Source organism: Almyronema sp. (genome assembly GCF_052168255.1).
Lineage (GTDB): Bacteria > Cyanobacteriota > Cyanobacteriia > Phormidesmidales > Phormidesmidaceae > Sphaerothrix > Sphaerothrix epifaneia.
This window is the reverse complement of the sequence record NZ_JBQLZL010000022.1, coordinates 53,281-67,444: the sequence shown is the minus strand read 5'-3', so window position 1 is coordinate 67,444 and position 14,164 is coordinate 53,281. Positions and strand designations below refer to the sequence as shown.

Below are 14,164 nucleotides of genomic sequence, written 5' to 3'. Positions count from 1 at the left end.
GCGACTTGAGCCTGCAATCCCTATGCCGTTGACCATTCTAGTTGTGGATGATGAAGAAGGTACTCGCCTCTCGATTGGAGAATTTTTGCGGCTATCGGGTTATTCCGTAATTGTCGCTAGTAATGGGCGCGAGGCGCTAAAGCTAGTTGAAAAACAACAGCCTCACCTGATCATTACCGATATTGCCATGCCTCAGGTTGACGGCTATGAACTGATTCAACAACTGCGCCAGCATCCTCCTTTTCGTCTACTACCTGTTGTTTTTTTGACGGCTCGCAATGAAACCCAAGATCGGGTTCGTGGTTACCAATTGGGGTGCGATGTTTATTTGCCAAAGCCGTTTGAATTAGAAGAACTAGGCGCAGTCGTCCGTAATTTACTAGAGCGCACTCAAATCATCCAAAATTCTTGGCTACAACAGCTACAGATGGCGGCAGTGCCATCACAGTTTGCCCACGCCGCTGTTACCGCCGAACCGCTGAGAGGTTCATCCCCCGAACTCACTTCACGCGAACAAGATGTTTTGGTGTTGCTAGCAGGTGGGTTATCTAATGCTCAAATCGGCGATCGCCTTTTTCTCAGTCCTCGAACCGTCGAAAAATACGTCAGTAGCTTGCTACGCAAAACTGAAACGAGCAATCGAGCCGAACTGGTTCGTTTTGCCTTAGATCACCATTTAATTAAGTAAAAACTTAGAAAAACTGCTGTTTTTCTCGCAATAAAGCCAAAGTTGCTTCCGCAGCTTGAGGTTTAGAAAAAAAGTAGCCCTGCCCCAGTTTGCAACCCAACTCTCTTACTAAAGTCAGTTGATGAGAAGTTTCAATCCCTTCAGCAATAACCTCCATATGCATTGTGCGGGCAATATTTACGATCAAAGCAGCAATACTGTCATCGAGGGGCTGATTTTCTAAGCCTTGAACAAAGGATTGATCAATTTTGAGAAAATTAACTGGTAGTCTTTGCAAAGCGCTAAGGGATGAATAGCTACGGCCAAAATCATCTAAGCTCAGTTTTAATCCCCGCTCTTGCAGCACTTGTAGCATTGAAATTGAAAATTCAGTGTCAAAAACAATAGAGCTTTCGGTAATTTCAACTCTCAAATTTTGCGGTGAAAGTTTTGTTTCTTCGAGGATGTAATCTACTTGGCGCAACAGCGTATTTTGAGCCAAATGTTTAGGGGAAATATTCAGGCTTACTGACAAATCGGCATCAACTAACTGCTGCTTTTGCCAAGCTTGGAGCTGTTGAGCCGCCTGTTTCATCACCAGAAAATCAATTTCTGAAATTAGCCCGGTTTCTTCCGCTAGGCTGATAAAAACACCGGGCTGAATAGCGCCCTGCGTGGGATGATGCCAGTGAGCCAAAGCCTCTAATCCAGCAATTTGGCCATTTTGTAAATTGATGATGGGTTGATACAAAACCGCGATCGCCTGCTGTTCAATTGCGGTTCGCAAATCGGTTTCTAAGTTGAGAGATTGCAAACTCTCGTCTCGCGAACTGGTTTCAAACAACTGATAGCGCCCTTGCCCTGAAAGTTTAGCTTGATGCAAAGCTTTATTGACATCTCGTAGCAAATGCTCAGGCTGGGTATGATGAACATCGCCTAAAACAATGCCCATACTAATGCTGAGAAAAATATCGCGTTCTCGCACGCTAAAGGGCTGGGCAAAGGCTGCCAGAATTTTGTCTGCTAATTGCAATACTGCCTGCTGACTAGCAATATCGACAAGTAAAAGAGCAAACTCGTCTTCGCCAAAGCGTGACAGCACATCGCGCTTTGGCATTAGCTGTTTGATTCGTTCGGCAACGTCTTTGAGTAGTTGGTCACCCGCGTCGTGTCCGAGCGCGTCGTTGATGGTTTTGAAGCGATCGCAGTCTATAAACAAGACAGCAAAGTCATAGTTTTCTGAAGCTTGCGATTTGAACAGCTTTTTTTCCAGCCGTTGCACAAACAAAGTGCGATTTGGCAACCCTGTGAGCTTGTCTTGAAAAGCCAGCTCTAAAAGCTGAGCATTGGCAAGTTCTAGCTGTTGCGTCCGCTCCTGTACTCGCTCTTCTAACGCAACGTTGAGACTTTCTAGTTCGTGGTTAACCGCTCGCAGCGCTAACTGATGACGGACGCGGGCAATCACCTCCTCAAACTGAAAAGGTTTCGCAATATAGTCTGCAGCCCCTACGTTAAAGGCCTTTACTTTGTCAAACGGGTCGTTGAGGGCACTGAGAAAAATGATGGGGGCAGCAGCGGTTACTGGATTTGTTTTGAGCTGTTGACAGACCTCATAACCGCTCATTTCCGGCATCAAAATATCTAGCAAAATCAAATCGGGTAAGAGTGTCTGTACCGATTTAATCGCCATAGAGCCGCTGGTTGCCTTACGCACTTCGTAACCTTCATGCGTCAAAACCTCAGAGAGCAGACGCAGGTTATCGGGATTATCATCCACAATCAAGATACTGCTGCTGGTGGCGGGAGGACTTTGCATAAACTCTTTCTCTGGGATTGATTAAGCAGCGTCTAGACCTGCCCGCTGCAAACATTTCAAAATTTGGTCAAACTGGAACTCATCGGCAAGCGCGGTTATTGCTTTTGAAAGGGCAAGTTGCTCGGCAGGAACCTGTTGAACCAGGTTGTAAATCAAGCGATCGCTGCCTTGGGCAGCAGCTTGATAAACCGCTTGCAGCCAGTCGTGAGGCATTTGTTGCAGGGTTTCGATTTGTAGTTCTAAAGGCAAAGCAACAGGTTGTTCAGGCGGTCGTGAGGCTGCTTCGTAAAGATAGCGTAAGCCCAAGTGCTGCTGAAGCTTACCTAGTAGCACTTCTCGGCGAACTGGCTTAGAAACCAGATCCGTCCATTGAGCTGCTCGGATCTGTTCTGCCGTAAGCTGGTTAGCGGTCAGCACCAGAATGGGCAAGGCGGGCGCTTGCGCTTTGATTTGCTGAGTGGCTTCATAGCCATCCATTTTAGGCATACGCATATCCATAAAAATGAGATCAGGCTGGCACTGTTGCCAGATCTGCACCGCTTGCTGGCCGTCAATAGCCTGTTTCACCTTAAAACCAATCTCTCCTAAAATCCTAGCCATAAGAGAACGGCTCACAGGATCATCATCAACCACCAAAATTTGATACGCTGGCTGATCTGAGGCTAGCCCAACTATCTGGTTTTGAGTCTGTGCTTGCGCGTCTGATCCTTCGGGTTCAGTTAGCCATATGGGCAGTTCACAGACTGCCACTAAATCGCTTTCAGCCCCAATGCGCAGCGTACCGCCTAGCATTTGAATCAGTTTTTGGCTAATGGTCAATCTGAGATTCCAGCCATCGGGATTTTGCTGCTGAGTGGCTTCGAGCAGATGCGATCGCAGTTGAGCGACATTCGCCGACGAGCTAAACACCTGTAAGCGCAAAACCATCTCGCTAGCAGAGGTGGCTACCGATTCAACGGCTATATGAAGCGGTTCAGATTGAGAAAGTCTAATAATACTGCTCAGTAAACTGAGCAAGCTCTGACGGAGTTTACCTTCGTCAGCTTTAACGTAAGTGGGAACCTCTGCTGCCAAATCAAACTGTAGCGGTAGCCCTTGAGCCTCTGCCTTGAGGCTCAAAATTTGTTCAAGCCCTGTCAGCAAATTGCGCAAACTCAGCGGCGCATAGTTTAAGCTAGCCTGCCCTGCCTTGATCTTACCAAGTTCGACTAAGTCGCTGATCAAATTGAGGAGTTGTTCGCCACTGCGCTCAATGATACTCAATAGCTCATGGTGGTTACTGGCTAACGTTTGATCGCGCTGCATTAGCTGAGTAAACCCCAAAATTGCGTTGAGCGGTGTCCGCAATTCATGCCCCATATAGGCCAGCATAGCGCCGTCGTCTAGGTCTGGCAGCCCCTGAGCTAAGGGTGAATCGACTTCCCAGCACAGACAAACAAGCTGAGTCGCTAGGGCGATCGCCTCGCCAGAATTGACTTGTAATTCTACTTCAAACCGCAGCCAACGCGGTGATGGTTGATCAGTCAGATTGAGACCCAACAGCATATTAGAAACCGCCTGCCCGGTCGTGAGGGCTTGCTGCGTAGGCAGTTGCTCAAACGCTAAAACCTCTCCCTGCTGATTGACAAACTGCTGCTGGCTGCCAAATACCTGACCGATAGCATCCTGCGGCAGATCCAGTAAGTGGGTGGCGACAGAATTGGCGAAAGTAATTTGTCCCGCTTCGTTGAGCAGCAGCACACCAACTTTGGCTCTTTGCATAAGAGAGGTAAACATCAGGTAGAAATCAAAGCAAAACTATCTTATGCTCAACGCAAGCTGCACAAGCATTCCCTTAGTTTTAGCCAAAGGGTTTCTAGGTCAGAGTGCCCATTTTTTTTTGAGAAATTGTCCTTGTGTTCTCAATCATCAGTGTTGTTCGGCTCAACTAGCTGCATAATTTCTTCAAATCTGAAATTATCGGCTAAATGAATTAGCTGAGTCGCTAGTAGTTGCTGCTCAGCACTTAGCTGCTGAACTAGCTCATAAACCAGGCGATCGCTGCCTTGAGTAGCCGCGCGGTAGAGATTCGCCCGCCAGTCGCTAGAGGTTTGGGACAAAACAGCTAGAATTTGCTGTTCAAGCGTCCTATGGGTTAAGTCAAGCTCTTCTTTCACCCGTATCGGCGGTATATCTGCCTGCTGGTAGAGATACTCCACACCCAGATAAGCTCGCAATTTCGCCAATAGGTCTTCAACTTGAAACGGTTTGCATAAAACATCGTTACAACCTGAAGCTAAAATCTTTTGCTTCTCCGCTTCAAAGACATCAGCTGTCAGCGCCACAATCGGAATCGTCTGTCCTGCAGGCTCGGCTCGAATCATGCGTACGGCACTGTAGCCGTCCAAAACAGGCATCCGCATGTCCATCCAAATAAAATCAGGTCGCCACTGACGCCACAAATCAATTCCTTCTTGACCGTTGTTAGCTGCCACCGTCTGAAAACCGAGATGCCCCAGCACGTCGTGTAAAAGCTGCTGGTGGCAGCTGTCATCATCCACAATCAAAATACGATAGTTGGGTTGTTCAGCAGCCAAACCCACCGCTTTGCCTTGCAGCCCACGTAAAGCAGGCTGCGGATGAGACAGTTCATTTGCAATAGACAAAGGCACTTCTAAAGTAAAGCTAGCGCCTGCCCCTACTTGGCTATCAACCCAAATTCGCCCTTTCATCAAGTGAGCAAATTTTTGACTAATTGCGAGTCCTAACCCGGTTCCCTCTCGCGCCTGTAGTCCTGTTTTAGTTTGGCTAAACGCCTTAAAAAGCAGATGTTGTTCTGCAGGGGCAATACCGGGGCCGCTGTCTTGAACAACAAATTGAAGCAAGACAGGGTTGTGGGTGGCAGGCAGCAAAACAGTTGGGGTAGAGACGGGATGAATCCGCAATCGCACAAAACCGACTACCGTAAACTTAATTGCATTGCTCAGCAGATTAATTAAAATTTGCTTGAGCTTACTCTCATCTGCCATTACCCAGGCAGGCACCGCTTCTATAGGCTCAAAAATAAGCTCGAGTCCCTTGCTTTTGGCCTTAAAAAGCAGCATTTCTTCAATTTCTGCTAGAAAACTGGCGAGGTGAATTGGGGTAAGACTGAGGCTGACCTGACCTGCTTCAATTTTTGACATTTCTAAAATGTCGTTAATCAAAGCCAGTAGATGTTCTCCACTGTGGGAAATCACTTCGATGGCTTGGCGTTGATTGTTAGATAGCTCGTCATCTCGCTGCAGAACTTGGGCAAACCCCAAAATGGCGTTGAGCGGTGTCCTCAACTCATGGCTCATATGGGCTAAAAACTCGCTTTTAGCCTGGTTAGCGTTGTCGGCTATCTCTTTCGCCTGCTGTAGTTCGGCGGCTTGCTGTTGCGTCTGACTGAGCAGTTCGGCCTGCTGAACGGCGACGCCTAGCTGGCTGCTAATCGTTACAACCATTTCAACTTCGTGAGATAGCCAATGACGAGGCTGCGCATTTTGATAAACGGCTAACAGACCCCAAAGGACATCCCGACAGAAAATTGGCACGATTACATAAGCTCTAGCTTGAAACTGCTCTAAAAGTTCTAAATAGCAGTCGTCAAAACCAGCCGTGTAGATATCGCAAACGCTACGGTAGGGTAGTCCTTTGCTGTAGATGCCACCTTGGGTTTCTTGCAGATAGGTATCTTCAATGCAATTAGTAGGATCCCCTAGCGTTTTTAGCACACAGCTTGAGCGATTGATAGTGATTTGATTCAGTTCGGGTTGATCAAGCTGGCGAGTCATGAGTAGCGGCCAGTTGGGAGCTACTGCTTCGGCTACAAATTCGCCACTCCAATCGGGTTTAAAGCGATAAATTACGGCGCGATCGCAAGCTAAAGTTTTACGCAGCTCTTCTACCGTTGAGCTGAAAATAGTTTGTAGGTCTAAGGTTTGGCGCATAGCCTGAATGACTCGCAAACCTGCTTTTTCCGGCCAAACCCGCTCTTGAAAAGACTCTGGCGCTGGATTTGGAGCGGTCATTTCGCGAACCGTACAGATGGCAGCAACGTCGGTATTGGATTGGATAGCTGGCGGAATATCTACGTTAATTTCTAGCCAGCCCTGTAAGTCGGTCGAGGCTAAGCGCCAACCAATCACACACCCCTGAATAGAGTGTTGCTGAGCGATCGCCCGTTGAACGGGAAGTTGGTCAAAACGGATGGTACGACCTTGGTCATCGAAAAACTGGCTACCTTGGCCGAACTTCAGCTTTTGATAGGTTTCAGGAAGATGCAGGAGGGCGACCGCTGACGGATTAGCGACCAGAATTTCGCTATTGGCATTGAGCAAAAGCACTCCAACTTGCATATTGCGTGAGTATCCTTCTGGCCAGTAAAAGTCTTTGCCTCACTGCCGACTTCAGCCCACCTTTTGACCAAGCAGCCGAATAACGACAAAATAACGCCAGCGCAGAGGCAAAATCGAGCAATACTCTAAAAATACCCTTGCCTGCCTGAGTGATGACCTCGTCATGGGTAACAATAAACACATTTGCGACCGAAAGCTGATTAATTTTTCGGTGCAGATTGAGGGACAAAAGCTATGAGCTAGCTGCTCAACCAAAGTTTGGGCAGCTTAGTTAATCAAAAAACTTGCCCGCAAAATTAGTTAGCAGACAAGTCTCAAATATGACTAGCCAAAAAAGCGCTCAGTCAGTCTGTATTAAGATATCCTCAAGCAGACCTTCACAGGCATCTGTCAAAAGTCTGATTACATATTGAAAACCTTCAGCCCCACCATAATAGGGATCAGGCACTTCTTGGTCAGGGTGGTGGCGACAAAAATCACAGATCAAGCGAACTTTTGAACGGTACTGGTTGCTCAGGTCGTGAGATAAAATATCACGCTGGTTTTCTCGATCCATAGCTAGAATCAAATCGAACCGCTCAAAATCTTGCGCTTGAAACTGCCTAGCCTTACCCTCAAGCGCAATACCCAGCATCTTCTGAGCAGCTAAAGCCATCCGGCGATCGGGCGCACTACCTATGTGGTAGCTAGACGTACCCGCCGAATCACACACAATGGTATGACTCAGCTGCCGCTCCTCAATCAGGTGATTCATAATGTTTTCGGCAGAAGGAGAGCGGCAAATATTTCCTAAGCACACGAATAAAAGTTTCGTCACCATTAGCCTATCTAGCCAAGCTGCTAAAGCCCTGGCAGGTTGAGGCCACCCGTGAGTTCTTCCATGCGCTCTCTCATGGTTGCGGTAGATTTGTCGTAGGCATCTTGCATAGCAGCGGTGACTAAGTCAGATAGCACTTCTGCCCCTTCATTGAGCGCTTCTGCTGCAATCGTAACGCCACGGGGTTCTTGATTGCCGCTTAGCACTACCTTGACAAGACCGCCTCCGGCTTGCCCCTCAATTTCCATTTGTTCAAGTTCTTCTTGCAGTCGCTTAGCGCCTTCTTGAACTTGCTGAGCTTTTTTGAAAGCTTCTGTTAGTTCCTTCATTTTGCCTAAGCCGAAGCCGAATCCTTGCCCTTTTGTCATAGTCTATTAATGGTTTGCGAAACGGTAATTATAGACGCTTGAATCTTAATCATTCTAACGCTGATATGAGCTTCAGCCTATGCCAGCTGAAATTCCCCTAAAATTTTAACCTCAGGCTTTAGGGGCAGCGCCCATCGTGTCTCAACTTGGTGTTGCACATGGCGAATCAGGCGCAAAATATCGCTGGCAGTTGCGCCACCACAGTTCAAAATAAAGTTGGCGTGTTGAGTAGAAACCTGAGCGTTGCCAATTTGATACCCTTTCAGACCCGCTTGCTCAATCAACCAACCAGCACTATGAGGGGTCGGATTGCGAAAGACGCTGCCACAGCTAGGCAAATGGTAAGGCTGGGTGGTGCGGCGCTGTTTGAGGTCGGCAGCAGTGGCAGCCATAACCGCTTGTCGGTCGCTGCCTGGTTTTAGTTGCAAAACGGCATGCGTAACTAAACGAGAGTCTCCCTGTAAAACCGAGGTGCGATACTGAAAGCCCAGATCCTCAGGGTACAGTTGAGAACAATTACCGCTGGGATCCAGGATGTCTGCCGACACCAAAATATCCGCCGTGCAAGCTCCGTGCGCGCCAGCATTCATCACAACAGCCCCGCCCACCGTTCCGGGAATACCCACTGCCCACTCTAGCCCCTGCCAGCCTCGCTTAGCGGCTTTCCAGGCTAGGGTGGCAAGCGGTTCTCCAGCAGATGCCCACACTTGCCCTTTTGATTCATCAAACTCGGCTTGTCTGAGATAGCGGGTACAAACGACTAAACCGGGTAAGCCGCGATCGCTAATGAGCAAGTTAGAACCTGCCCCTAAGAACGTTATCGGCAAATCACGCTGCTTAGCCCATTCTAGGCTGGCTTGCAAATCGCTTAGCTGACGTGGAAATACCAGCCATTCTGCGGGGCCACCTACCCGAAACGAAGTCAAACCGCTGAGCGGTATTTGAGACTGAACTACACAGTTTTCGCCAACCCGGTAAGTCTCTTGTGCCATAGGATCTCGAGCCGTAAGTGACAACATCAATGCACCTTGATACAAGTTTTAAGCGAGTTGAGCAGCTTCAGCCAGGGGAGTGACATTGTGCTGCTGATAGTAGCTCATGACGTCGGGGATCACCTGGTTAAGATTACCGGCTGTCAGAAACAGGACAATGTCGCCAGTTTGTAGTCCCTGCTTGAGGGCTTGTGTTACTTCCGCTAGGGAAGCGCGGTAAATGGCATGGGTATGATGCTTGGCGATCGCCTCGGTGACTTGATAACCGCTGATGTCGTAGGCGTTTTTTTCACCTGCGCTGTAAATATCAGTCACAATTACCTGATCAGCTTGGCTAAAAGCTTCAGCAAACTCTGCCAGCAAAGTCGCTGTTCGGCTATAACGGTGTGGCTGAAAAACGGCAATCACGCGGCGACCAGGAAATTCGTCTTGTTCTTCACTAGCTTTAATGCGAGCAGCGGCAAGGGTGGCGCGAATTTCGCTGGGATGATGCGCGTAATCATCGACAAACAAAATGCCGTTATGAAATCCCCGCTGTTCAAAGCGCCGCCGCGCCCCTTGAAAACTGCTGAGAATTTCAGCAATAGTGGCAAAGTCTAAGCCGACTAGACGACCAACTGCGATCGCAGCTAACGCATTACTCAAATTATGGCGTCCTAATAGCGGCAGGGTAATCTGACCAAGCCGTCGGCCTTTTTCCCAGACAGTCGCGACTGTGCCACCTGCATAATGGGTAATTTCATCCGCCACATAGTCTGCGCCTGTTTCAGGGTCAAGACTGTAGGTAACATCGGGTTGAATAGATTGGCGAACCGTTTGACAGTCGATACAACCGACAACCGTCTGGCAGCTCTGGGCAAACGTATCAAAAATGCTGACAACTTGTTCGAGGGTGCTGTAGTGGTCAGGATGATCAAGTTCGATATTCGTAATCACGCCAATATGGGCAGAAAGCTTGACCAAAGAACCATCTGATTCGTCCGCTTCTGCGACGAGATAGTCACCTTGGCCTAAATGAGCATTTCCCTCCCAAGCCGCCACTTCTCCCCCCACAATAATGGTGGGATCGAGATTGGCCTTGAGCAGCAAATAGCCAATCAAGCTGCTAGTGGTTGTTTTGCCATGGGTGCCAGCCACCGCAATGCCCTTGTACTGGGCAATTAAAGCAGCCAACAGATCGGAACGGTGAAAAATAGGACAGCCCAACTCTATAGCCGCGCGGTACTCAGAGTTGTTCTTGTCGATTGCAGTTGAGCAAATGACTTGGGGTAAGAAACTTGTTCCGGCGGGTCGGCGTCTAGATTCATGAGCAGCCGAAACCGCCGAATTTCTCTCTAGGGGCGGCGCTGAGCTAGGCCGAGAAGCAGGTGCGGCGATCGCTTGAGGCGTCTGAAAAAACGACAGGTTGGACTCCTGCTGTTGCCAGAATATATGAACACCTTCGTCTTGCAGTCGCTTTGTAATATGACTCAGACGCACATCTGAACCCGTGACTGGTAAGTTACACCTAGCCAGGATATAGGCAAGCGCGGACATGCCGATTCCACCAACGCCAATAAAATGGAAAGGCCTGCCGCTGAAATCTACAGAATTCAGCATTCTAATTTCCTCACACACCACACCACACCAATATCACGCGATATCATACCAGGAATTTCCTTGATCCCTGGAATTCTCTTAACAGCGACTGGGAAAAGCAGAGAATCCAGACGCAGCCCTCAGCAGCACTGCCGATAAAGCTGTTGGGATCAGGAGGTAGACTCATACGCTATCAATCTATATCTAGAAGATTCAAACGCTTCAGCCAAATTCAGCAAAAATCTGCGATTTCTCAGTCAATCTGCACTGACTTCACCCTCAAAAGAGTAATTTCAGAGTCTAGCCTACGAGCAGCCATAAACTTTGCTGAGCGCGATTTATTTGTTTAAGAAGAAAAACGAATTTTCGCGGCTAGGCCGCTTTTCTGTTTAAATTTTGATCGCAGCCAAATCAACCGTAAGGCTTTCAACCACTCACTTTGCCTACCCTTGATTGAACCGTTAGGCCGTGCTGAGGTGATTGCCCTGGGTTCCGGCTAGTGTGTATGATGATGTCGTTTACATCAAACTTAACTTGATTGAATTAAGACAGAGGGTAAAGCGCAGTGGTTAGAGTAGCGATCAACGGTTTTGGACGCATCGGGCGTAATTTTTTACGGTGTTGGTTAACCCGTGAGAACAGCCAACTTGAGGTTGTGGCTATCAATGATACTTCTGATCCGAAAACGAATTCGCATCTGCTCAAGTATGACTCTATGTTAGGCAGACTTGATGCAGATATTAGCGCTGACGCTGATACCATCACTGTCAACGGCAACACTATCAAATGTACGTCTGACCGTAACCCCAACAATTTGCCTTGGAAAGCGTGGGACATCGACTTGGTGATTGAGTCAACCGGTGTCTTCGTGACTGAGGAAGGGGCGAGTCGGCACATTGAAGCAGGGGCTAAAAAAGTTCTGATTACGGCACCTGGCAAAGGTGGCAACATTGGCACCTATGTAATGGGGGTTAACCATGAGCAGTACGACCCCAGTACAACCAACGTAGTCAGTAATGCAAGCTGTACAACCAACTGCTTGGCTCCTGTTGCCAAGGTGATTAACGATAAGTTTGGCATCGTTAAAGGCACCATGACGACCACTCACAGCTATACAGGGGATCAGCGGCTCCTAGATGCTAGCCACCGTGATTTGCGCCGCGCTCGCGCTGCCGCGCTCAATATCGTACCGACTTCCACCGGAGCCGCAAAAGCGGTAGCCCTGGTTATTCCTGAACTAAAAGGCAAACTCAATGGAATTGCATTGCGGGTACCAACCCCCAACGTTTCTATTGTTGATTTGGTGGTGCAAGTTGAAAACCCAACCATCGCTGAGCAAGTCAACGAAGCACTCAAGGAAGCCGCTGAAGGTTCGATGAAAGGCATTTTGGGCTATAGCGATTTGCCGTTAGTTTCGATTGACTATCGCAAGACTGACGAGTCTTCGATTGTTGACTCTAGCTTGACGATGGTGATGGGCGATGATCTGGTTAAAATTGTGGCTTGGTACGACAACGAGTGGGGTTATAGCCAGCGCGTTGTTGACTTAGCTGAACTGGTAGCTAGCAAGTGGAGCTAACCTATCAACCTTATGGTTGAAGGACAGGAGCCTTGCCAAACGGTGAGGCTCCTATTTGTTTGAGAGGTCTGTCAGGCTGTTGTTTAGAGGTTTAGAGATAGCTACATTGTGGCTAAAGTTGCGCTAGCGGGCGTCACTCGTCGATTCGATCAAGCGATCGCGATTGAGGACATTACCTTTACCGTTCCTGATGGCGAGTTTTGGGTATTGGTAGGGCCTTCAGGCTGCGGCAAATCGACTATTTTACGAGCCGTTGCTGGATTAGACATCATTACCCAAGGCCAAATTTACATTGGCGATCGGCTAGTCAACGATGTCTCTGCGCGAGAAAGAGACGTCGCGATGGTGTTTCAAAACTACGCCCTTTATCCTCACATGAGCGTAGCCGAGAACCTGGCCTTTGGCTTAAAGATGCGCCGCACTTCACCTTCTCTCATTCAGCAGCGGATCGAAACGGTGGCGCGATCGCTCGATATTGCCCATTTGCTCAATCGTAAGCCGCGCCAACTTTCGGGTGGACAACAGCAACGGGTCGCGTTAGGACGAGCGATCGCCCGACAACCTCAGGCTTTTTTGCTGGACGAACCGCTTTCTAACCTAGATGCTCAACTTCGCGATGAAACCCGCACCGAACTCAAACGGCTGCACCAGCGCTTTGGCATCACAACTTTGTACGTTACTCACGATCAGGTTGAAGCCATGACATTGGCCGATCAGATTGTGGTGCTGGCTCAGGGAAACATTCAGCAGATCGGCACGCCCCAGGCAATCTATGCCAGTCCTCAAAATTGTAGAGTGGCGCAATTTTTGGGCAATCCACCAATGAATATTTTAGAAGCGTATGTGGCAACGACCCAGTTTAAACTAGAGGGCCAGGTTTTTGACTGTCCGGCTACCCTGCTTCATCAAGTCAAGCTACAGTCGGGTCAGAGCGTCGCTTTAGGCATTCGCCCCGAACATATTGAAGTTACAACTGAGGCCGCGTCCCATCTTCAGGTAGTCGCTGATGTTGTCGAACCTTTAGGGCGAGAAAGTTTAGTGCGGGCAATTTTACCCAATCGCGATCGCACCCTTCCTGCCATGCTCCACTTCCAAGTGTCGCCCAATTTGCAAATTCAACCCGGCGATCGGCTTCCCATCCGGTTAGCGCTTGAACATTTGTTTTTGTTTGACGCCGCTAGCGGAACACGCCTTTATCCGCTGCTCAACCCATAGCCCGAAAAAGTAGCAAACCATAACAAAAGCTGTAGAGGCAGAGTAGCTACCCCTACAGCTTTTTGCTAGGTCAGCAGTGTTACTAACTATGACCGCCGGAAACTACGCTTAGCAGTAAAGGCATGTTAGAAACCAGCAAATAAGCAAAGGCAGCTCCGCCGATTCCACCCACCAGAAAACCACCCGCAAACTCACTCCAGCCTTCTTCGCTTCCTAGCGCTTCAGGCGGGTTAGGAGCAGTGACCGTAGCAATGGGCTTTTTAACGCCTGCTCCGCTGTAGAGCGAAAGGCAAGCCGTTAAAATCACCACCAAACCCACTGCTGCAAGCAAACCTGCTAAAGCCGGAACATCAGAGTCCCGCAAAGGGCCGAGCAGCGCAAAAGGCCCATATAGCAAATAGCCGTGAGCCATGCCTACCTCTAAACCACGCCGCTGCGGCGACAACCCAGCTCGATAAGCAGGCAGGTTATTAATAAATGCTTTTGTCAAAGCAGAGGAATTAATCGGGGTTTTGAGATTGCCAACTTGAGGATCGTCAGCCGGATGCACAACCTCATTTGAGCGGCTAATGTCTACCATAGTATTCGAATTCTCCACGACTCAAAAACACAGCACAGATTCGTACAGAAAGCAGACGCTTAAGGATGTAGCAGCAGATCAGGGAAAAAGCGATTGAACTCAATCAAAATCCCAGCTGTAATAAACATCCAAACGGTCGCGATGACAGGTGCTGTTGACAGATACTTCAAAAAGTTATCCATGAGCAAAGA

The 14,164-nt window shown here is 48.7% G+C and carries 12 protein-coding genes; 3 read left to right on the top strand and 9 right to left on the bottom strand.

Translation table 11 applies throughout. The features are described from left to right. Positions 1 to 22 precede the first annotated feature (22 nt). A complete protein-coding gene (locus tag ACTS3T_RS03695) occupies positions 23 to 688 on the top strand; it encodes a response regulator transcription factor (protein WP_377966608.1) in 666 nt (221 codons plus the stop codon). A 4-nt stretch (positions 689 to 692) separates the two neighbouring features. On the opposite strand, the gene ACTS3T_RS03690 is transcribed toward ACTS3T_RS03695, so the two are convergent. The 7 genes from ACTS3T_RS03690 to murC form a co-directional block, all read right to left on the bottom strand. After that, positions 693 to 2,483 (bottom strand): GGDEF/EAL domain-containing response regulator, encoded by a 1,791-nt coding sequence (locus ACTS3T_RS03690; protein WP_377966610.1) that lies wholly within the window; start codon positions 2,481 to 2,483, stop codon positions 693 to 695. A 21-nt stretch (positions 2,484 to 2,504) separates the two neighbouring features. After that, on the bottom strand, positions 2,505 to 4,259 hold the full coding sequence (locus ACTS3T_RS03685; RefSeq protein WP_377966612.1) for a hybrid sensor histidine kinase/response regulator: 1,755 nt from the start codon (positions 4,257 to 4,259) through the stop codon (positions 2,505 to 2,507). A gap of 125 nt (positions 4,260 to 4,384) precedes the next feature. After that, positions 4,385 to 6,844 carry a response regulator gene (locus tag ACTS3T_RS03680; RefSeq protein ID WP_377966614.1) on the bottom strand — a complete coding sequence of 820 codons (2,460 nt, stop codon included), beginning with the start codon at positions 6,842 to 6,844 and terminating at the stop codon, positions 4,385 to 4,387. Between the two features lie 340 nt (positions 6,845 to 7,184). Continuing rightward, positions 7,185 to 7,664, bottom strand: coding sequence for a low molecular weight protein-tyrosine-phosphatase (locus tag ACTS3T_RS03675; protein ID WP_377966617.1), 480 nt, complete (start codon positions 7,662 to 7,664; stop codon positions 7,185 to 7,187). Between the two features lie 20 nt (positions 7,665 to 7,684). Next, on the bottom strand, positions 7,685 to 8,029 hold the full coding sequence (locus tag ACTS3T_RS03670) for a YbaB/EbfC family nucleoid-associated protein (RefSeq protein WP_377966619.1): 345 nt from the start codon (positions 8,027 to 8,029) through the stop codon (positions 7,685 to 7,687). A 77-nt stretch (positions 8,030 to 8,106) separates the two neighbouring features. Continuing rightward, entirely contained in the window at positions 8,107 to 9,021 is a 915-nt protein-coding gene (murB, locus tag ACTS3T_RS03665; RefSeq protein ID WP_377966621.1) for a UDP-N-acetylmuramate dehydrogenase, read from the bottom strand. Between the two features lie 48 nt (positions 9,022 to 9,069). Beyond that, positions 9,070 to 10,620 carry a UDP-N-acetylmuramate--L-alanine ligase gene (murC, locus tag ACTS3T_RS03660; protein ID WP_377966623.1) on the bottom strand — a complete coding sequence of 517 codons (1,551 nt, stop codon included), beginning with the start codon at positions 10,618 to 10,620 and terminating at the stop codon, positions 9,070 to 9,072. A gap of 544 nt (positions 10,621 to 11,164) precedes the next feature. On the opposite strand from murC, the gene ACTS3T_RS03655 reads away from it, so the two are divergent. After that, positions 11,165 to 12,178, top strand: coding sequence for a type I glyceraldehyde-3-phosphate dehydrogenase (locus ACTS3T_RS03655; RefSeq protein WP_377966625.1), 1,014 nt, complete (start codon positions 11,165 to 11,167; stop codon positions 12,176 to 12,178). A 108-nt stretch (positions 12,179 to 12,286) separates the two neighbouring features. Continuing rightward, positions 12,287 to 13,393, top strand: coding sequence for an ABC transporter ATP-binding protein (locus ACTS3T_RS03650; protein ID WP_377966627.1), 1,107 nt, complete (start codon positions 12,287 to 12,289; stop codon positions 13,391 to 13,393). Between the two features lie 82 nt (positions 13,394 to 13,475). On the opposite strand, the gene ACTS3T_RS03645 is transcribed toward ACTS3T_RS03650, so the two are convergent. Together ACTS3T_RS03645 and psaJ are read right to left on the bottom strand one after the other, a co-directional pair. Further along, positions 13,476 to 13,973, bottom strand: a complete 498-nt coding sequence (locus ACTS3T_RS03645; protein ID WP_377966629.1) for a photosystem I reaction center subunit XI — start codon at positions 13,971 to 13,973, stop codon at positions 13,476 to 13,478. A gap of 59 nt (positions 13,974 to 14,032) precedes the next feature. Further along, positions 14,033 to 14,155: a photosystem I reaction center subunit IX gene (psaJ, locus tag ACTS3T_RS03640; RefSeq protein WP_346289386.1), complete on the bottom strand. Its 123-nt coding sequence runs from the start codon at positions 14,153 to 14,155 to the stop codon at positions 14,033 to 14,035. Positions 14,156 to 14,164: the final 9 nt, after the last annotated feature.

What these genes read in the sequence shown, in the direction of transcription:
- ACTS3T_RS03695 (WP_377966608.1), top strand. Translation starts at nt 23, where the DNA reads ATGCCGTTGACCATTCTAGTTGTGGATGATGAAGAAGGTACTCGCCTC.
- ACTS3T_RS03690 (WP_377966610.1), bottom strand. Translation starts at nt 2,483, where the DNA reads ATGCAAAGTCCTCCCGCCACCAGCAGCAGTATCTTGATTGTGGATGAT.
- ACTS3T_RS03685 (WP_377966612.1), bottom strand. Translation starts at nt 4,259, where the DNA reads ATGTTTACCTCTCTTATGCAAAGAGCCAAAGTTGGTGTGCTGCTGCTC.
- ACTS3T_RS03680 (WP_377966614.1), bottom strand. Translation starts at nt 6,844, where the DNA reads ATGCAAGTTGGAGTGCTTTTGCTCAATGCCAATAGCGAAATTCTGGTC.
- ACTS3T_RS03675 (WP_377966617.1), bottom strand. Translation starts at nt 7,664, where the DNA reads ATGGTGACGAAACTTTTATTCGTGTGCTTAGGAAATATTTGCCGCTCT.
- ACTS3T_RS03670 (WP_377966619.1), bottom strand. Translation starts at nt 8,029, where the DNA reads ATGACAAAAGGGCAAGGATTCGGCTTCGGCTTAGGCAAAATGAAGGAA.
- murB (WP_377966621.1), bottom strand. Translation starts at nt 9,021, where the DNA reads ATGGCACAAGAGACTTACCGGGTTGGCGAAAACTGTGTAGTTCAGTCT.
- murC (WP_377966623.1), bottom strand. Translation starts at nt 10,620, where the DNA reads ATGCTGAATTCTGTAGATTTCAGCGGCAGGCCTTTCCATTTTATTGGC.
- ACTS3T_RS03645 (WP_377966629.1), bottom strand. Translation starts at nt 13,973, where the DNA reads ATGGTAGACATTAGCCGCTCAAATGAGGTTGTGCATCCGGCTGACGAT.
- psaJ (WP_346289386.1), bottom strand. Translation starts at nt 14,155, where the DNA reads ATGGATAACTTTTTGAAGTATCTGTCAACAGCACCTGTCATCGCGACC.